The sequence below is a fragment of the Candidatus Bathyarchaeota archaeon genome (assembly GCA_018396705.1).
Lineage (GTDB): Archaea > Thermoproteota > Bathyarchaeia > Bathyarchaeales > Bathycorpusculaceae > DRVP01.
This window is the reverse complement of sequence record JAGTQZ010000004.1, coordinates 154,748-173,797: the sequence shown is the minus strand read 5'-3', so window position 1 is coordinate 173,797 and position 19,050 is coordinate 154,748. Positions and strand designations below refer to the sequence as shown.

Sequence of the window (19,050 nt, the reverse complement as noted above, 5' to 3'; positions counted from 1 at the left end):
ACATGTCTGTGTCCCCTAACGTTCGCGAGGTTCTCGCAAGGCGAATCGCTGGCGAGATCATCCTCTCCAATAAGCCGGGCGCCGCCATGCGGAAGTGGCGGGAGCTTTTCGGTGTTTCGCAGACCACACTTTCTGATAAGATGATGCTTTCGCCTTCTGTTATAAGTGATTATGAAAGTGGACGGCGGAAAAGCCCAGGTACAAAGTTTGTGCGACGTTTTGTTTGGGCTTTATTGCAGATTGACGAGGAGAGGGGAAGCCGTTTCATTCGCGAATTCGCCAAGCTTACAAGTTCGCCAAGCATGGCAGTTGTGGACTTGCGGGAGTTCCCAATTTCAGTGCGGGTTGAATATTTGTGCAAAGCCATTAAGGGCGAAATTGTGGCTTGCTCTAACCTAAAAGTTAAGGAGATCTTGGGCTACACTATTGTGGACAGCCGTAAAACCATAGAAACACTTTCTGGCTTTGAGTACGCCCAGTTGTTTGGCGCTACAACTGAACGGGCGCTTATTTTTACAAATATTAGTAACGAAAATTCACCTATGATGCTTGTGCGCATGAGCAGCCTAAAACCGCGAGTTGTCGTCTTCCATGGCATGAGACCGGACGATTACTCGATTAGATTGGCAGAGTACGATCATATACCCTTAATTTATTCGGCACTGCCGACTGTTGAGCAGCTTGTGAAGTCGCTGCGGAAACTGTACCGTATAGCATTACGAATAAAGCTTGGCAAGGCAGTCCGCCCGCCCCCAAAGGTAAGCACGTAAATTAAGGTAAATGGAAGGCTGATTTAGCCTTGATTAAAGTGGGATGTTGCGGGTTTCCAACTTCGATGAAGCGTTACTTCGAAAACTATAGTCTCGTCGAATTGAACAGCACCTTCTATGAGTATCCGAAGCTGGAAACTGTTCATGGATGGCGAGAAAAAGCCCCGGAAAACTTTGAGTTCACGGTTAAAGCTCATCGAGACATAAGCCACAAAGCCAAAATGCGGCTTGATGAAACAAGCAGACAAGCCTTCGAAACCATGAAACAAATATGCAAAACATTAAACGCAAAAATACTGCTGGTACAGACACCCGGCTCATTCAATCCAGACAAACTCAACGAAGCTGAAAAATTCTTCGAAAACATAAACCGAGAAGACTTAACCATTGTCTGGGAAACTCGCGGGCAAGAGTGGGAAAAGCCAGAAATCATGAAGAGACTTAGCCAAGTCCTAAGCCGCCTAAACGTGGTGCACGTAACTGACCCCTTCCGAATTCTGCCAGCCTACACAAGCCAAACCGTTTATTTCCGACTGCATGGTTTAGGCAAGGAACTCTACTATTACCAGTACACGGATGAGGAACTGCTGTGGCTTGGCGAAACAGTCAAGAAGTTTGAGGCGGAAGACAAAACTGTTTATGTGCTCTTTAATAACCTCTCCATGTTCGAGGATGGCCTACGCTTCATGCAATACCTTTCAGCTGGAACATTCCCAAAAATAACGGGTTCTGTGGGGCTGGAATCCGTGAAAAATGTAATAGAGAAGATGCGTTATCCAGCGGCCAAAAGCATGCTTGTCAAGAAAGTTGGCTGGAGGCTTGTGGAAATGGAGGAAGGCAAACAGGTTAGGCTTGAGGAGTTGCTGGCAGAACTGCCATCGAAAACCTATAAAAGCGCAGACGAAGTTCTAAAAGAGTTAAGGGCTGCCAAAAAGTTGGACTAAGTGCTAAGCCAAGCATAACTCGTGAATTTTACCCTTCAACAGCCTAAAGTCTTCGATAAGCAGTTGCTTATACTTGGCGCTGTAAAGCCCCGCAGCCGGATGCAAAGTTGGAAAAACCACAACAGCCAAACCTAAAACGTTTGCTCGGTGAAATTTTCCTCTGGCTTCCGTTATGCCCTTAAAGGGCAACCCAGCCTTAGAGAAAATGTAAGCCGTCGAATAATTTCCAAGCGTGACAATCAGTTTTGGCTGGATAGCTTCTATCTGCCTATCCAAAAAGGGCGTGCAAGCCTCAATTTCGGCAGAAGATGGTTCACGGTCCCTCGGTGGACGACACTTCAAAACATTCCCAATGAAGACTTGACTACGTAGTAGACCAGCCTCAGCCAGCAACACGTCCAAAAATTTCCCGGCAGCTCCAACAAAAGGCCTGCCCTTAACATCTTCCCAGAAACCCGGCGCCTCACCCACGAACATAACCTTGGCATTCGAATTTCCCTCACCGGGAACAGCGTTTTTACGGTTTCTCCAAAGACTACACTTTTTACAGGCTTTAACCTCCGAAGCAACAGCCTCTAAAAAAGCCTCCCTTGAAGAGCTCATACTTTTCAGCCAGTTTTAGCGGTATATTGAAGCCGCTTATTAGAATTTTGAAAATGGAAAGAGAAATCGTCGATTACAGAGAAAAATCAAAATGTAAAGCTATTCAGTTTGGCTAAAGCTCTATTTAATGTCGCTTGGACGACGTCATCTACGTGGATTTCGCCTTCACTGGGCGGTTCAAAAACATATCCTATTCTTAGGACTGTTACTGGCAACCCATATTCGATGAAATATAGGAGGCATAGCCGCTCTGTTGCAAGTTTCATTATTGCGTATGCTGGTCCGGGGCTCCGTTGAAAAGCTCTAGTTTTACAGCGCTTTCTTCATCTACAACTTCAGCGTTTCCATCTCCATAAACTGCAGTGCTACTTGCAAACAAGAAGTGTTTAACACCTTCCGACTTCGCCTCCTCTAGGAGGTTTAGGGTTCCCTTAATGTTGACATCGAATAAGTCTGCTAAGGGAACTCTATGTTTCCACGTAGCTCCGTCCCAATTCAAAGCTAAATGATAAACTACATCCACACCTTTAACAGCTTGCCTCACAATATTTCTGTTAACCGTACCACCACGTAAATCATTGCTTCCAACACCGAAAAACTTCAGCCTATCCTTGCAATCCACTAGTTCTCCGTATCGAATGTCAAGAACTCTGACAACCCAACCATTATTCAGCAAGGCACGTACAAGCCTAGACCCAATAAAACCTCCTCCACCGGCAACAAGCGCCTTCATTACATTTCCCACTCTCATTTTTTCAGCAACGAAAATATTATTTTCACTATCCAGCTGCTTGCCGACATGATATCAACACTTTAGCACAACCATCTTCGACAGCCAAAATCTAGAGAATGGTATCAATTTTGCAGTTTGCTACGCAACAAAATTAATGTTTAAAGCGCTGCGCATATGAAGCCCTTTTCGCAGCGATTAACACTAGCGGAGGCGACTCTGAAGTTCAACCTTAACTGAAGCTACGTTAATCAAGGTTACACCAATAAGCAGACATTGTAATTTTTAAATAAGGATTGATACAAAAAGCGGAACAAGATGCTGACAAAACTTAAGGCGAAAGTGCAGTCAGCCATAAAAGCCCAAGCGGAAGCCGCCAACAAAATAGGGTTAACGCCAAACGCTATAAGCACACTTGGCATAATTTTTGCATTCCTATCTGCACTGGCATATGCGAGCGGACGGCAAAACCTCTCTTTGGCTGTTGTCCTACTGTTGCTTTCAGGATACTGCGACATGCTAGACGGTGCCCTGGCAAGGCTATGCCAAAAAACCACACTCTTCGGCGGCTTCCTAGACTCGCTGTTGGACAGATATGCAGACGCTTCCATTTACGCTGGCATAATGCTCAGCGGACTATGCACGCTCCACTGGGGACTGACGGCGCTTGTGGGCTCATTGCTTGTAAGCTATGCTCGCGCCAGAGTCGAATCCGCCGACGTAAAAATGGAGGGCGTGGGCTTAGTTGAACGAGCCGAACGCTTGATAATAATCGCAACGGCAAGTCTGATTGAAATTTTCTGGAAGGGTTTCTTAGAAGCCGGCGTAGCAGTGTTGGCTGTACTCACAAACCTAACAGTGATCCAAAGGGGCTATCACGCCTATAAAGCCTTAAAGAAAAGGGAGAAAAACGAATCCTAAAACCTTCTGCTCATTCGAAGTTTACGTTCCTCTCTAGCGCGAACCTTCACAATACCATAATGCACAGCACAGGAAACACAATAATACTTAGTGTCCACTGGCGCAGAAATATAGGCGCCTTTCTGGCGGAGTTCCCTAGCCAAAGCGGGATCCACCAAAGAAAGCCGACGTGTAACCTTTTTCGCCTTGTCTCTAGGCACAAGCTCACCACAGTTTGCGCACTGTACGAAACCACTTCTGCCCTTTGCACCCTTCGACCTTCCACGGCTCTTCCGCTTGTACGGCATAACCAAACATCCCACAGTAGTCTTCTAGCAATGAAAGTACTGTTCTTGCTTATATATCTGTCCTTAGCTTAAGCAGATAAGCAATGTTAGCCTTCGAATCTATCTTGGGGACTATTTTGCCCTTCGAGGATGTGAAAAGCGTGGTGACGCCCGGACCGTGTCCGGAGGTTACACAGTTCGTGTGAACCACAATGCCCACTGAAACAGCGCCTTTACGGTAAATCCTACCAAAGGAGTGATCCGCATCCAAAATAGCCACCAAATCGCCAAGTCGCAAATCCTCAAGCCCATATTCGCGGCGTGTCGCTTCATCAAAAAGTTGAATATCATAATCGCCGGAATAAGTCTGGTTTGCGCCTAAACCAGAACCCATAATCGCCGCCGGAATCACATGGGTCACTGGAACCTCAAGCTTGTCGCCCACAGGCTTTGGATTTAAAGCCTCCAAAAAACGAGGGTCCATATTCATGACTTTTATGTCTGGAAAATCCAGAAGTTTTAAGCCTACGCCGAAAGCCTTCACCAGAACCTTGTCGCCCAACATGAGCTTTTCAAGAATCTCAGGCTGAAAATCTACAAGCACATGCTCAATCCCACCATGTTTGCCAGTAACAACTCCCCTCGCGCCTTTCGCGTCGCCTGAAACAACGACAGCCTCATTTCCAATACATGAAAGCACATTCAAAGCCGTGTTGGCGCCACGTCCAAAACTCGGGTCATTCTCCTTGTTTTCTATGCTTACGCCCGGCTCAACATGATCTGCTTCCCAACCGCATGCAGGATCACCAACACGCACGTTGTATGTTATACCGCCCACACCAGGCAAAACCATAGGAACCCCTTCAGCTGAAATGTTGTACACGCCTCTTCCATAAACCGGACTGGCCACTTCACCTACAACCGAAATTTTAACAAGCTTATCAACATTTGTTCTAAGCATACATCCTTTCCCTCAACCTTGCATAAAGACAAGGACAGCTAAAATAATAAGTTTCCCAGAGTAAAACCGTGGGGCACATGGAATATGACAAGTTTTAAATGTCACTTTCTAGTTTTGAGTTGAGTGAAGCATTACAAACAGCCAACAAGGAGTCGACGGTTGGAGGAAAATGGCTGAAATAGGTTTAAGGTCGAAAATGCTTGTCAGGGATGTGATGAGCAGCCCGGTTATAACAATCGATGAGGAAGCCCCTGCAAACCACGTTGCAGAGCTCATGGACAAGCATGAATTAGGCTGCATTGTAGTAACAAACAAAGAGGGGAAACCCATAGGGATAATAACTGAAAGAGACCTAGTCACAAGAGTGCTAGCAAAAAACCTCAAACCAGATAAGGTTAAGGCCAAAGACGTGATGACGTCGCCGCTAATAACTATAGAGCCAGGCGAAACAATAAATGAGGCTGCCAGAAAAATGAGTAGACTAAACATCAGAAGACTCGGTGTAGTCTACAAGGGCGAATTAGTCGGGCTTATTTCAAGCAAGGACATTTTGGCAGTTATGCCGGAACTAATAGAAACCATGCAGGAGAAAGCCCTAATAGAAGGCGAAAACATGGCGCAAACCATACCTGAAGAAGAAACAAGCGAGGAGGAAGCATCCCTAAGCGGATACTGCGATCGTTGCGGAGGATGGTCGGACAACCTAAAAGACGTTGATGGTGCTTACCTATGCGAAGACTGCCGAGCCGAAATGGAGATTGAAGAAGAGTAAAAGGGGAGATTGCTTGCGTGTAGAAGAAATAGCCAACCAAAAACACCCGTCCATTTATGAGGATGAACTTGCCACAAAAGCTCGCGCCATTATCCGCGACTTCTCTCTGAGAATTCTTCCGGTAATAAACGCTGAAAAAAGACTCGTAGGAGTGGTCTCCCGAAGCTCAGTGATGACCATATCTTCATCGATTTCACCAATAAAAGTGAAAGGTATAATGACGAACCCAAAGCATATAGCCACCATGGACGACGACGCATATCAAACAGTCAGAGAAATGATACGCCTAGACGAATGGAATATACCAGTTGTAAATGCTCCGACAGAGAAACTTTTGAAAGGAGTTTTAGGCTTGGAAAACTTTATAGAAAACATTATAAAAACAAGTCCGGAAAAACTAGCCAAACCAGTTTCCGAAATAATGTCGACAAAAGTTTTAACATGCAGTCCAGAAGATGAAGTGGATAATGTCTGGCGTCTAATGCAGGAAAAGGCTTTAGCCGGGCTTCCAGTCGTCGCTAAAGACAAGCTTGTAGGGATAGTCACACAAAAGGATCTCCTTGAAAGCGGAGCACTGCTTCCAACATTCGAATCCCACAAGGGTAGACATAGATCCCCAACAAAGATTTCCGCGGTTATGAAGACAAACGTGATAGCGGTTCAGCCCTCGATAAAGGCGATACGCGTCGCAAAAATAATGGTTTCAAAAGATATCGGACGAGTTCCAGTTATTGATAAGGACGGAAGACTAATAGGCATAGTGGACCGCGAGGATATAACCAAACCTATTGTAAAGTAGATTTAAGGTTGTAAAATTGAGTAAAGAAACTTTCAGGCGGACATTAAGAGGAAAAGGTCCAGTTTCTCTTAAAAGCCCTGCAGCGAAAAAACGGGAAGGCGAAATATTTCATATAGCCAAAAGCCCAGTCATAACAACGGCGCCTACAACACCCATCTACGATGCCGTCAAAATAATGGCGAAAGAAGGGTTCCGAAGAATCCCCATAGCTGACCCGGGAGCAAAAACCCTCACAGGAATAGTGACAGCCACAGACCTCGTTGATTATCTTGGCGGAGGTAGAAAATTCGAAATTATTCAGCAAAAGTTTTCTGGAAACATCTTCAAAGCCATAAATGAGCCGATAAAGTTGATAATGACCCAAAACGTTTTCGCTGTTAAAACTACCGCGGAGATAAGCGAAGCAATACAATTAATGAAAGAGAAAAACGTTGGCGGCTTACCAGTTGTTGATGAAGAAAACCGTGTTAGGGCAATAATTACAGAGAGAGACATAGCGCACATGTTTGCAGACCGCATGAGCGGAGTAAAAGTCGCCCAGCTTATGACAGACCGTGTAGTGACGGCGCTTCCTCAAACAACCATTTTCGAAGCAGAAAAAACCATGATCACTCAAGGCTTTAGAAGGCTTCCAATAATTTCAGACGACAAAGTCCTAGGCATAATAACAACCATGGATATAATCCGCTTTTTCGGCACTGGCGAAGTCTTCAAACATTTACAATCTGGAACAATAACGCAGGTGCTAAACACTCCAGCCCTAAAAGTAGCTACAACAGAGGTTTCAACGATTGATCCAGAGGCGGATGCTGGACAAGCAGCAAAAATAATGAGAGAGAGAAACCTCGGCGCTCTACCAGTTGTCAAAAACGGAAAGCTTTTGGGCATAATAACCGAGAGAGATTTCTTCAAAATAATAGAGTAGCCAGCTAAGGCGTTTAACAGTTGCCCAAAACTGCGCCTTGCCTAAAATTACCCAAGTTTTACGGAGAGAAGGTAATAATCTCTGCTCATAAACTTGGAATAATTGACAAGGAATTGAAAATTCAAAGGGACAACAACTACATTTATGTGCCATTAGTTAGAAGCCCGCAATCAGATGAATTTGAAAAACTTAGAGAATACAGTCCAACAATCGAAGTTTTGACGTATACTTTTCCAGAACAGCGAAAAAAGCCTAAAACAATTCATGAAGCTTTGGAGGATAAAATGCCTCCACACTTATTGGCTTGTCTTCCACGCGCCATAGACTTTGTAGGGGACATAGCTATAATCGAAATTCCACCGGAACTTGAAGCTTACAAGACTGAGATAGGAAACGCCGTACTTCAGGTGCACAAAAACGTACAGACAGTTTTGGCGAAGGCTGGAGCTGTTAAAGGGGAATATCGCCTAAGAGAGTTCCATGTGATCGCTGGGAAAGCCAAAACCGAAACCATCCATAAAGAACATGGATGCCAATTCTACATAGATCTAGCTAAAGCTTACTTTTCGCCACGTTTGTCACACGAACACATGCGAGTGGCATCCGCAGTCAAAGAGGGCGAAACAGTCATAGACATGTTCACCGGAGTTGGACCATTCGCAATACTTATCGCAAAAACACATGTAAACGTCAAGGTTTACGCTATAGACATAAACCCAGATGCAATACAACTACTAAAAAGGAATGTTAGACTAAACCGTGTCAACGGAAAAGTCTATCCAACACTTGGCGACGCAAGACAAATCATTAAACAGCAACTCTGCGGAATAGCAAACCGTGTGATAATGAATCTACCAGAAAAGGCCATAGCATTTGTAGACGCTGCATGCGAAGCGCTAAAACCGGAAGGTGGAGTCATCCACTTCTACAGTTTCGTGAAAGGCTTAAACGGGTTAGAAGACTTAAAAGCCAAGTTCATAGCAGAGGTAGAGAAACATGGACTAAGTGTTAGGACAATCCTCTTTTCAAGACTTGTTCGCGAAACAGCCCCCTATGAGTGGCAAGCTGTCATAGACGCCGAAATATGTTAAACTTCAACAGTTATGGTTATTCTCACTTTTTGTGATGGATTCTGCAGCACCGCCACAAGCTCCCTTGAAAAGTCGCATGCGGCCTTATCTGCCTTTATCGCCAACGTCCTGTCACATACATAATCGCTTTTTCTAACCACTAAATCCGTGGGATGTGCCAGAACAAGCTTTGAACATCCAAAGGCGTATATGGTTTCAGCCATCCTTCCCGCATCAATATTGATAATCACTCTTGCACTGTCCTTACGCAAAAACTCCTTAAACTCGGACTTAAAATCTTGAAAACTTTTATCGGCTGAAACTGCGACGATGCAGTCCCCTCTAACCGAAAGTTTCTTCTCCTTTGTTATTTCAAATGTTGATCTATGGGTAGCTCTAATATTTTCATGCCCGAAGGCGTTAATAACCTCTACAACCTTCATAGAATACCTCTAACAGTAGGGCTGTGATTGTAGTCACAAATTCTTCATTCCAGCTTCTTTAACCTTCACAATTTTACTCCAAAACTTCCACCGAATCCACTTTACCGTCTCCATCCAAGTCAAGGCCTTGTATAACAGCCGCGAAGGGCTCGCCATCTCTATACTTTTCCAGAGTTTTCTTCCAAAAGTTTGTTAACGCCAACACACATGCTTTTGTGCCAACCGCTTTGTTTCCGGCTAAAACAATAACCCACTTGCTGGAATCCCATGGATTAATAATTTTCGCTATAAGCCCAACGCTGTCAGCTGTGTAAACCCGCCCAGTTTTAGCAGAAACAAGTCCACCAAACAGGAAACCTTGCTCAGACGGTTGCATGTTAAATTTTATGGGTAGGTACTCGTTAAGTTCCTGCGTCAACAAGTTTGTTCCAGGTCCGCCCACAAGAATGAGATTATTTTTCTCTTCTTTTTCCGCTTTAACATCCACATCAAGCTTAACTGTGAAATCCTCGGGCACACGGGCGAACTGTCCGAGAAAGAGAGCCAGATGAGAAGCATAATGCCCATCCCTCGCGCTTGTCCTAAAAGGTCCATGCGGTAAGGGACTACCCACGACAATTTTTCCATTAAAGACTCCGTCTTCTCGTAGAAACTCTCCAAAAAACTTTTGAACAGGCTCTTCAAGCCACGATGGCAAAACCATACCCACTGTTTTATATCCATTTGGTAGCTCTATCCCAAAAGCCGGCGAAGTCGCCCTATAATATTTAGCTATGGCGCCTTTCTTTCCTTCCTGCCGCACAACTGTTATGGCTCCGGCTTTAGCAAGTTTTCTAACGTGATAGTATACCTTCTGCTCATGTACTCCCAACTGTTTGGCTATTTGAAGGGGATACATCTCCCTCTCAAAAAGCATGACCAAAATTTTCCAGCTAAGTCTATTTAGAACTAGCTTAAGCCTTTGAGGATCATCAAAAACCACGATTTCCTTAACCATACGGGTCTTGCCATCATCATAAAGTAACAGTTTCTTTTCCATAATAATCAATAGCATAAAAGTTATTCCACTATTAAAATTTTCATTACAATAAAGACGCTTGAGCAGAAGCTTAAAATGAAAACAACCTTAATTTACGATATCACACAAACTATGGAAGATTAAGCTGGTTACAAAATGATTGGATGCTATGTTACCGGAACTCTTCCGAGACCAAAAGAGCTCGTGGAGGTTACCAGGGCCTACGATAGAAAAAAAATATGTGAAGATACATTGGAAAAGGCTTTCCAAGAAGCTACCATTAAAGTTGTAAATGCCCAAACTTCTGCAGGACTTAGCTACATTACCGATGGAATGCTTAAATGGCAAGACCTTTTAAGACCTTTCACAGAAAATTTGCAGGGCATAGAAGTTGGAGGGCTCGCCAGATGGTTCAATAACAACACATTCTATAGAAAACCAATAGTTTTAAATGAAATCCGTCGAACAAAGAACGTGATACCAACAATGTTTACAAAATTTTTGCCTAAAGAACTCCCATGGAAGGCTATCTTGCCAGCACCATACACTTTTGCTAAGCTTGCAGACAATAGATTTTACAAGAATCTAAGGGAGGTTATGTTTGCATACTCAGAAGCATTAAATGAGGAAATTGAAAGCTTAACCGCAATAGGCTTCAAATATATCCAACTAAGCGAGCCAGCACTTGTTTACAACCCCCAAAAAGAAACTATTTCAAAAGATGTTTTTGCAGATGTTCATGAAGCCTTGAGAACGGCTTTAAAAGGCGTGGAAGCCAAGACAAGCCTCCAAACGTTTTTTGGAGACTTCTCGCAACTATTGCCGGAAGCACTAGACTTTCCCGTCGACGACCTTGGAATCGACCTATACGAGACAAGCTTGGAAAAACTAAAGGACTGCAAATTTGACAAAGGCATTGCCCTAGGGCTCGTGGATGCACGTAATTCTTCAATTGAAGATGAAAATGAACTTGTCCAAGTAGCAGAGAAAATGATTGACGCAATCTATCCCTCAAAAAGTTATGACATCTTCGTATGCCCCAACTGCGATTTAGAGTATCTACCGTGGGAAAGAGCGGAGGAAAAGTTAAAAGTCATAAGTAGTGTGGCTAGACGCCTCAAAGACAAATGGAAATGAGCATGAACAAGCTTTTCCCAACACAGGAAATAGGAAGCTTAGCCAAACCAGTTTGGAGAATCAAAGCTTACAGAGGCGAGGTGCTCTCAAAAGATGAAATCATGGAAGCCGTCGAGTGGGGACGAAGACTAAGTATAGAAAACACGGAGGAACTTATAAATCTTTTAACTCGCCGCGAACGCACAGCAGAAGATAAAAAAGCATTACTCCAATGGTCGGCAAAATACGCCATACGTCTTTTTGAAGCAACGGGTCTTGATATAGTTTTTGATGGAGAACAATGGCGCTCAGAAATGTATGAACATGTTATACGCAACGTTGAAGGTTTCAAGTTTCTAGGCTATGTTAAATCCTTTGACTACCGTTACTTTAACAAGGCAGCATGCATAGATAAACCGAAATATCTTAAACCAATTTACGTGGACGAATTCCTTTTTACAAAAGAAAACACAAAAAAAGTTGTGAAAGTGCCGTTCACAGGACCCTACACGATCGTCGACTGGACCTTTAACGAGTATTACGAGCAAAAAACGTGGAAACGGACAAAGGATTTAAAGAAAAGGAAAACTGAGGCGAAGAGAGAATTTATCTTCGACTTAATAAGGGAGATTTTGAGGCCAGAAATAAAAAGGTTAATAGAGGCTGGAGCCTCATGGATACAGATAGATGAGCCAGCAGTAACTACGAATCCATCAGACGAAGAGATGCAACTTTTCATAGAAGCCTTCAATGAAACCGTTAAAGGGTTCAACTGCACTTTCAGCCTCCACAACTGTTACAGTAACTATAAAGTGTTAGCCAAATACGCATGTCAACTACAAAATTGCAGACAGCTAGCCCTCGAATTTGCTAACCGAGACAGCCTACAATTAGGAACGACAGAAGAAGTAAGAGTGGGATACAGAGAACTGAAAATTTTTGAAGATTACGGATATAACGGGAACTACGGCCTAGGAGTAATAGACGTTCACACAGACCTCATTGAACCACCAGAGCTTGTGAGGGATAGAATCCTTTACGCCTTAAAGATCGTAGGCGACCCGAGTAGGATATATGTCAGCACGGATTGTGGATTAAGAACACGAACATGGGAAGTTAGCTTCCGAAAGTTAAGGAATATGGTTATAGGAGCTGAGATTGCAAGGAAAATGCTGTAATAGAGATGCAACCATTATGAAAATGTTCCAAATAATGTTAAAAAAACAACAACAAAAAGAGAAAAATCTTGGTTAAAGCGGTAAAAATATCCACAAAAATCTTAGAAATGAAAAATTTCTTTCTTAAAAATACTTATTAAACGGAAACAACGTTAAAAAGCGTGCAATAGAGCATAAGGCTTCAGAGGCCCAATCAATGTGTGGAATATTTGGATGTATTCTGAAGGAAGGGAATGCTGCACCAGTAATACATCAAGCCTTAAAAAGGTTGGAGTATAGGGGCTATGATTCGGTCGGTGAAGCAACCATCTGCGACAGTAAACTCTACATAAAAAAGGATAGTGGCAAAATAGATGAAGTTCACAGAACCCACAATCTCGACGATTTACCTGGAAACATAGGTATAGGCCACACAAGATGGGCAACTCATGGCGCACCGTTACAAGTTAACGCTCACCCTCATGTAGACTGTAATGGACAAATAGCAGTAGTTCACAATGGAATCATCGAAAACTTCTCCGAGTTAAAGCTTGAACTGGAAAACAAGGGACATGTTTTCGTTTCAAAAACAGATACCGAAGTCATCGCCCATCTAATCGAGGAAGCTTTAAAAAACAACCCCTTTTTAAGCCTTGCAGATGCAGTTCTTGAAGCCGTGCGTAAGGTTGAAGGCTCTTATGCCATTGCAATAATTTCCCCAAAAGAGCCGGGCAAAATAATATGCGCTAGAAAAGAAAGTCCACTAGTACTGGGAATAGGTGAAAACGCACTTTATTGCGCCTCAGACATCCCAGCCTTTTTACCACTAACCAACAAAGCAGTGTTTATAGAAGATGGTGAGCTTGTAATTCTATCCCAAGAGGGGTTCGAAATCAGAAATATTGCAGACTCAACCCTCGTCGTACGTGAACCCAAAATTATTGAATGGACCCCTGAAATGGCTGTTAAGAAAGGCTATCCTCATTTCATGTTGAAAGAAATCCACGAACAACCAGCATGTTTACGGAATACTTTGAGGCTGCAAGAACATTATCTAGATTTAATGGCAACGTTTCTCGACAGGGCTCGCGAAGTCTTTTTGGTGGCTTGTGGGACATCATACCACGCTTGTCTGGCAGCGTCTTACATGTTCTCCAAACTTGCTTATCTAGCTACATACCCCGTGATAGCCTCAGAGTTCATCGAACAACATGGTAAGTCTGTGAACATTGAAAGCACGATTTTGGCTGTAAGTCAATCTGGTGAAACAGCGGACACTATTGCAGCGGTAAACGTTGCCCGCCAGCGAGCCGCCACCATTCTAGGCTTGACAAATGTGATAGGCTCAACGCTTACAAGAATTTCACGGGTATACATAAGCCAGCAGTCCGGGCCTGAAATAGGTGTCGCGGCTACGAAAACTTTTACTTCTCAGCTTTCGGTTCTAGCGCAGTTGGCTTTAAGACTCGCCAAGAAAAGAGGGAAAATATCTCAAGATGAAATGGACTTTATAGAGGCTAAGCTAAAAAAAATTCCAGATATTGTACAGACGGTAATTGCAACGCAGGAAGAAAAAGTTAAAACTATCGCGAGAAAGTATAGAGATGCCAAGGTCTTCTTTTTCCTTGGAAGGGGAATAAGCACAGCCACAGCTTATGAAGGCAGACTCAAATTAATGGAAATAGCATACATTCCGTCGATAGCATTCCCCGCAGGTGAAAGTAAACACGGCCCAATAAGCCTAGTGGAAGATGGTTTCCCAGTGGTTTTCATATGTCCTAAAGACGATACCTATAAGACTTCTCTTGGAAATATAATGGAAATGAAAGCAAGAGGAGCCTCCATAATCGCCATAATGGAAGAGGGCGATGAGGAAGTGAAGCGACTAGCTGACGACTACGTAGAAATACCAAAAGGGATTCCTGATGTTCTATCGCCTATCCCATATGTGGTTCCATTGCAACTGTTGGCATATTACATGGCCTTAGAAAAAGGATACGATCCAGATAAACCAAGAAATCTAGCGAAATCTGTAACAGTAAAATAGAGAATTTTAGCTTCAAATAGATGCATACAAATGTGTTAAATGCCATTTCCACAATACTCTAGTGTGGTGTGTTGTTTGGAAAGAGAATGGGAAAAACTCATTGAGAACCTAATAAAAGAAGGGGTTCTGAGAACCCCCAAGGTAATCAGAGCTTTACGCTCTGTGCCTCGGGCAAAGTTTCTGCCTGAAAATATGAGGCAATATAGTGCCGTGGACACGCCGCTTCCAATTGGTTTTGGGCAAACAGTTTCAGCGCCACATGGTCTCAGCCATATTCAGCTGAGACTAGGCGAAACATGGTAGCCATCATGAATGAAGCCCTCCAATTGGAAGTAGGCCATAAAGTCCTAGAGGTAGGGGCAGGATCAGGGTGGCATGCTGCTACAATAGCGGAAATAGTGGCGCCTAGCGATGCTCCAAGAAGCGAATGGGGACACGTTTACACTATAGAAATAATTGAAGGGTTAGCTGAATTCGCCAGAAGGAACATCCTACGGGCTGGCTATGGAGATCGAGTAACAATAATATGCGCTGACGGATCAATGGGCTACCTAGAAAAGGCGCCGTACGACAGAATTCTTGTAACAGCCGCTGCGCCAGATATCCCTTCACCACTAATAGAGCAGCTAAAAACTGGTGGAATAATGCTTATCCCCGTCGGAAGTATGCATTTTTTCCAAAGCTTGATAAAAGTGACGAAAAGCGTTAACGGAAAAATTAGCCGAGAAAACCTTGGCGGAGTTGCTTTTGTACCCTTGACTGGACGCCATGGACATAAAATTTAAAAATGAAGAGCTTCACGGGCACTTTAATCAGCTTGACTACTAGTTTTTAGTCTTTGATTAATATTCTAATGAGGAATGCCACAGTTACAAATTCCACGACAGCGCTTGCAACAAAAATTGCTAAAGTATGCAAGATATTTGTAAAACCGACAATGAAGCATATGGTGATAGGTGTCAAGCACAAAATAATTCCGGGGATAAGCACAATTATAAAAGCACCCAAATTAGTATAGATGCCACCAGGCGCAAGTTTCACGTCCCAAAACTTTTTCACAAGCAGAAGCAATTCCGCTAAGCAACCGGCAGACACAGAAATAGTTTGCCCCAGTCCGAAAGCGGTGAGAATAATAGGCTCTTTCCTTAAATATAGTGCGATTATTGTCAGCACAACCACACAACATAGGTACGTCACAGTTGACAAGAATGTTTTTGCAGCTATGACCGTGCTTCTTTTTAACGGTAGACTTCGCGTGTAAGCCGACGCTAATGTTTCAGCCGAAAACAACGTAGGAGTTACCATAAGCGATAACAATGAAACCCCAGTTAGAAAACCAAGAACCGTCACCAAGTTTATGCCAGTTATTCCCAGAATCGACACAACAACAATTAAAGTCTGTAATGCTGGCAGCATCAAAATGCTTGCATAGGAAGGAGATCTGGACGCAATTCTAATGTCTTTAATAATTATTCCTAAGATGGCAGATTTAGGTTGAATGATTAGATCCTTAACAAAAGCCTTTGAAACGGCTATTAGTCCACTTGAACCGACACGTTTAATAGTTGACTTTATGTAGTTTAGTCCAAAATACCCCAACGCTACATATAAGATGATGGAAACAATCAAAACAGTAACGAAGGCTAAGCTGATTTTTTGCGGAAACGTCGCAAAAGCCACAGCAAAACCCAACGAAAATGGATACACAAAAGCAAACACGAGAATGTGAACGAAGGATAACTGTGTTAAAGAATAGGCGAAGATTTGTAAAATTCGTGTTGCAAAGTTCATAATCAAGTAAATACCGAAAGATGGAAGAATCCATACAAGCATGTAGATAAACCGTATGATTGTCTTATACTTTGAGCCTCCCCCTCCGCCGACAATCCTTGAATAAAAAAATTTTGCTAAACCAATCGTTAAAGCCAAAGCGAAAATTTCTGTGAGAACAGCAGCAAACAGAGCAACCAATCCTCCAAAAAATGAGCGGACAACAATGGAAAAGACCAGGGGAAAAATTACAAGGACAGCTGTTAACGGAATATCAAAAATTCTTAGGAAAGATACCAGCGCGATTCTAGAGATATCTTTTCGTGATATTGGAAGGTTTCCGAGGATTTCAAAAGCTTTCGTCGATATCAGCGAGGTAGTAGCTTGAAGCCCAAGCATTACCAGAAGGAAAAATAGGGAGGCTAGAAAAACTGAAACACAACTAACGACAGCCAACTCCTCTGCCAGTTTTAGTTCCATAATGAAATATGACCAGAAACCTAAGGGCAAAACAGCTAGAACAACCACAAAAATTGTAATTAGAATTTTGCTGATTAACATGTTTATTTCTGCCTGTTTTGCTATTCTGTTGATTTTCTGGCTATCCATTTGTGGAAGAGCAGCACCTAAACGGAGGGAAAAAATAGATTGAAAGCACACTTCCCTGTAGACAACGCCGGAAATTTTCCATACTTCAGAAAATTTTTCCGCCACTTTATCTTTCCTCTAAGGCTGCGATTAAATCTCTTATTCCATTCTCTTGCTGGGTAACCTTGAGAAATATATCCTCCAAAGAGCCTTCTGCACTTCGAATAAGCTGTCTAAGCTCATTAACCGTTCCCTCACCTACAAGTTTACCCTTGTTAATTATTCCAACTCTGTGGCAGATTTTCTCAGCAACTTCCATAATGTGGGTCGAAAAAATGACCGCCCCGCCCCTACTTGCATGGTGGACTATGAGTTCCTTCAAGATTTTAGATGCTCGGGCATCCAGTCCTATCAATGGTTCATCTAATATTAGAAGAGATGGTTCATGCAGAAGGGCAGCGATGACCGATACTTTGCGTTTGGTTCCCATAGATAATGTTGCAATAGGAGTGTCGAAATATTCGGCGAGTTCAAAAGCTGATACTAGCTTATAAAGTCGAGAGTTAACTTCTTTGCCTAACTTCCTTACGGAGGCAACGAATTCAAAGAATTCCCTAGGAGTGAGAGATTCCAAAAGCACGGTTTCTTCAGGAACATAACCAATAAGCCTTTTAACTTCAACTTCTTCGGAAATTGGTTTGCCAAAAATTTCAATAGTGCCGTAAGTAGGTTCTAATAATCCAGCCAAAACCTTCAGCGTGCTGCTTTTCCCGGCACCGTTTGGACCAAGCAATCCGTAGATTTCTCCGCATTTAACTTTAAAACACAGACCATCCACCGCTCTAATAGAACCATACATTACACACAAACCTTCAACATTGACAGCAAGTTCACACACGTCTTTCACCAATTATTCTGAACACATTTATCATCTTTGAAATCTCGATTTTAGCCTTTCCGTGCATACGGTAGTAGTCGGTTAACCATAGTTAACATTTGGAGGTGGGGCCAACATAAAAACTGCTTAAACATATTTTATTATCATTGTTCCATCCTCGATGAAAGTGGCCGCGGGCTAGAATTATCAAATATAGCGTGTATTATCCAAACCATCTCTCTAATGTTGTTTTACCCTTAAGTTTGGTGAAACCTTTCTGCATTTTCTCAAGGGCTTTTCTTACACGGTCTTCTGAAAAATCCCTTTCGTGGCAAATAAAATCTATTACACCTTTCACATCAGGCTCTCTCCAATCTATCTTGTAGTTGTTGGTTACCTTCGGATGCAAGAAAATCTCCTTGATTTGATGTGGATCGACCGGAAAGTCAGCGTCCTTAATATGGGGCAAAGCGTTTTCCAGACTTCCATACTCCTTTATGAGTTTCAAAGCAGTTTTAGGTCCAAGTCCCTTTATGCCTTCAGGGTTGAAGTCTGTCCCGACAAGTATTCCTACATCAATCAGCTGTTCATGAGTTATGCCGCATTCTTTTAAAACACGATCGAGTTCCACAATTTCGGGTTCGACTTCCACGTAGACATTTTTACCCGGAAGCTTTCTCCGTCCGGAAATTGTGACGTTTCTGACAAGTCTTGGAGCGCCAAAAAGTAAACTATCATAGTCTTGGCTTGCGCAATAGTCTGCATCTCCACGTTTTACGATATGAGCTGCTTGGGCTTCACCCTCGCTGGGAGCTTGAATCCATGGGATTCCCAAGAGGTCTAAGAGGTGTTTGCTGTCTTCAGCCATGTAATCTTTAAGGCTTGCAGTGGCTTGAGCATACATTCTTGCCTCTTCAATTCTTCCCTCTTTCAAAGCCTGTTCATACTTGACTAAGGCTTCTTCTTTGGCTTTCATACGTCTCTTAATCTCAGCCTCTTTTAAGGCTGGTGGAGTACCATCAAAAACATAGATAGGTTTAATTCCCAATTCCACAAGGTTGCTTGTCCGGTAAAGCAAGCCACTCAGATGGCTGGTGATACGGCCGCTACTATCCTTTAATGGTGTGCCATCTGGCTGCCGAATTATAGCTAAGAACTGGTAAAGCGCATTATAAGCGTCTATTGCAATGGATTTACCACTCAAATCCTCAAGCTTAATTACCGTTTTGGGAACCAAGTCGCGAAGGTTAACACCCAAACTTTAACGCGCCCA

20 protein-coding genes and 1 pseudogene are annotated in these 19,050 nt (G+C 43.1%); 11 read left to right on the top strand and 10 right to left on the bottom strand.

Annotation, left to right across the window (positions count from 1 at the left end; all coding sequences use genetic code 11):
- Nucleotides 1-2 precede the first annotated feature (2 nt).
- Both KEJ24_04705 and KEJ24_04700 read left to right on the top strand, forming a co-directional pair.
- Nucleotides 3-770, top strand: a complete 768-nt coding sequence (locus KEJ24_04705) for a helix-turn-helix domain-containing protein (protein ID MBS7647114.1) — start codon at nt 3-5, stop codon at nt 768-770.
- A 29-nt stretch (nt 771-799) separates the two neighbouring features.
- Complete coding sequence (locus KEJ24_04700) at nt 800-1,714, top strand: DUF72 domain-containing protein (GenBank protein MBS7647113.1); 915 nt, start codon at nt 800-802, stop codon at nt 1,712-1,714.
- A 3-nt stretch (nt 1,715-1,717) separates the two neighbouring features.
- Here the strand turns inward: KEJ24_04700 and KEJ24_04695 are convergent, their stop codons facing one another.
- From KEJ24_04695 to KEJ24_04685, 3 genes are all read right to left on the bottom strand, one after another.
- On the bottom strand, nt 1,718-2,317 hold the full coding sequence (locus KEJ24_04695; protein MBS7647112.1) for a uracil-DNA glycosylase: 600 nt from the start codon (nt 2,315-2,317) through the stop codon (nt 1,718-1,720).
- 86 nt (nt 2,318-2,403) lie between these two features.
- Nucleotides 2,404-2,583: an NAD(P)-dependent oxidoreductase gene (locus KEJ24_04690; GenBank protein MBS7647111.1), complete on the bottom strand. Its 180-nt coding sequence runs from the start codon at nt 2,581-2,583 to the stop codon at nt 2,404-2,406.
- Entirely contained in the window at nt 2,583-3,050 is a 468-nt protein-coding gene (locus KEJ24_04685) for an NAD(P)-dependent oxidoreductase (protein MBS7647110.1), read from the bottom strand. The genes KEJ24_04690 and KEJ24_04685 overlap by 1 nt, the downstream gene beginning before the upstream one ends.
- Before the next feature lie 315 nt (nt 3,051-3,365).
- On the opposite strand from KEJ24_04685, the gene KEJ24_04680 reads away from it, so the two are divergent.
- A complete protein-coding gene (locus KEJ24_04680; protein MBS7647109.1) occupies nt 3,366-3,968 on the top strand; it encodes a CDP-alcohol phosphatidyltransferase family protein in 603 nt (200 codons plus the stop codon).
- Here KEJ24_04680 and KEJ24_04675 read toward each other — a convergent pair.
- Nucleotides 3,965-4,255 (bottom strand): 30S ribosomal protein S26e, encoded by a 291-nt coding sequence (locus tag KEJ24_04675; GenBank protein MBS7647108.1) that lies wholly within the window; start codon nt 4,253-4,255, stop codon nt 3,965-3,967. The genes KEJ24_04680 and KEJ24_04675 overlap by 4 nt on opposite strands.
- 49 nt (nt 4,256-4,304) lie before the next feature.
- Nucleotides 4,305-5,195, bottom strand: a complete 891-nt coding sequence (locus KEJ24_04670) for a DUF4438 domain-containing protein (GenBank protein ID MBS7647107.1) — start codon at nt 5,193-5,195, stop codon at nt 4,305-4,307.
- A 169-nt stretch (nt 5,196-5,364) separates the two neighbouring features.
- Between KEJ24_04670 and KEJ24_04665 the strand changes: the two genes are divergently transcribed.
- The 4 genes from KEJ24_04665 to KEJ24_04650 are packed head-to-tail and all read left to right on the top strand — an operon-like array spanning nt 5,365 to nt 8,782.
- Complete coding sequence (locus tag KEJ24_04665) at nt 5,365-5,967, top strand: CBS domain-containing protein (GenBank protein ID MBS7647106.1); 603 nt, start codon at nt 5,365-5,367, stop codon at nt 5,965-5,967.
- Between the two features lie 13 nt (nt 5,968-5,980).
- Complete coding sequence (locus tag KEJ24_04660) at nt 5,981-6,766, top strand: CBS domain-containing protein (GenBank protein MBS7647105.1); 786 nt, start codon at nt 5,981-5,983, stop codon at nt 6,764-6,766.
- A gap of 16 nt (nt 6,767-6,782) precedes the next feature.
- A complete protein-coding gene (locus KEJ24_04655) occupies nt 6,783-7,691 on the top strand; it encodes a CBS domain-containing protein (GenBank protein MBS7647104.1) in 909 nt (302 codons plus the stop codon).
- A gap of 20 nt (nt 7,692-7,711) precedes the next feature.
- Nucleotides 7,712-8,782 carry a class I SAM-dependent methyltransferase family protein gene (locus KEJ24_04650; protein ID MBS7647103.1) on the top strand — a complete coding sequence of 357 codons (1,071 nt, stop codon included), beginning with the start codon at nt 7,712-7,714 and terminating at the stop codon, nt 8,780-8,782.
- On the opposite strand, the gene KEJ24_04645 is transcribed toward KEJ24_04650, so the two are convergent.
- Nucleotides 8,779-9,204, bottom strand: coding sequence for a DUF371 domain-containing protein (locus KEJ24_04645; protein MBS7647102.1), 426 nt, complete (start codon nt 9,202-9,204; stop codon nt 8,779-8,781). The genes KEJ24_04650 and KEJ24_04645 overlap by 4 nt on opposite strands.
- 73 nt (nt 9,205-9,277) lie before the next feature.
- The gene (locus tag KEJ24_04640; protein MBS7647101.1) at nt 9,278-10,243 is read right to left on the bottom strand and encodes a helix-turn-helix domain-containing protein; all 966 of its coding nucleotides are present in this window, start codon (nt 10,241-10,243) and stop codon (nt 9,278-9,280) included.
- 135 nt (nt 10,244-10,378) lie between these two features.
- Between KEJ24_04640 and KEJ24_04635 the strand changes: the two genes are divergently transcribed.
- The 4 genes and pseudogenes from KEJ24_04635 to KEJ24_04620 all read left to right on the top strand — a co-directional run bounded on the left by KEJ24_04635 (nt 10,379) and on the right by KEJ24_04620 (nt 15,327).
- Nucleotides 10,379-11,359 carry a hypothetical protein gene (locus tag KEJ24_04635; GenBank protein ID MBS7647100.1) on the top strand — a complete coding sequence of 327 codons (981 nt, stop codon included), beginning with the start codon at nt 10,379-10,381 and terminating at the stop codon, nt 11,357-11,359.
- Nucleotides 11,360-11,361: 2 nt separating this feature from the next.
- A complete protein-coding gene (locus KEJ24_04630; protein MBS7647099.1) occupies nt 11,362-12,516 on the top strand; it encodes a hypothetical protein in 1,155 nt (384 codons plus the stop codon).
- A gap of 196 nt (nt 12,517-12,712) precedes the next feature.
- Nucleotides 12,713-14,542, top strand: coding sequence for a glutamine--fructose-6-phosphate transaminase (isomerizing) (gene glmS, locus KEJ24_04625; protein ID MBS7647098.1), 1,830 nt, complete (start codon nt 12,713-12,715; stop codon nt 14,540-14,542).
- A 39-nt stretch (nt 14,543-14,581) separates the two neighbouring features.
- A pseudogene (locus KEJ24_04620) lies at nt 14,582-15,327 on the top strand (protein-L-isoaspartate(D-aspartate) O-methyltransferase).
- 46 nt (nt 15,328-15,373) lie between these two features.
- On the opposite strand, the gene KEJ24_04615 reads toward KEJ24_04620, so the two are convergent.
- The 3 genes from KEJ24_04615 to fen all read right to left on the bottom strand — a co-directional run bounded on the left by KEJ24_04615 (nt 15,374) and on the right by fen (nt 19,035).
- Nucleotides 15,374-17,026 (bottom strand): hypothetical protein, encoded by a 1,653-nt coding sequence (locus KEJ24_04615; protein ID MBS7647097.1) that lies wholly within the window; start codon nt 17,024-17,026, stop codon nt 15,374-15,376.
- Between the two features lies 1 nt (nt 17,027).
- Entirely contained in the window at nt 17,028-17,759 is a 732-nt protein-coding gene (locus KEJ24_04610) for an ABC transporter ATP-binding protein (protein MBS7647096.1), read from the bottom strand.
- Between the two features lie 241 nt (nt 17,760-18,000).
- A complete protein-coding gene (gene fen, locus KEJ24_04605; GenBank protein MBS7647095.1) occupies nt 18,001-19,035 on the bottom strand; it encodes a flap endonuclease-1 in 1,035 nt (344 codons plus the stop codon).
- Nucleotides 19,036-19,050 lie beyond the last annotated feature (15 nt).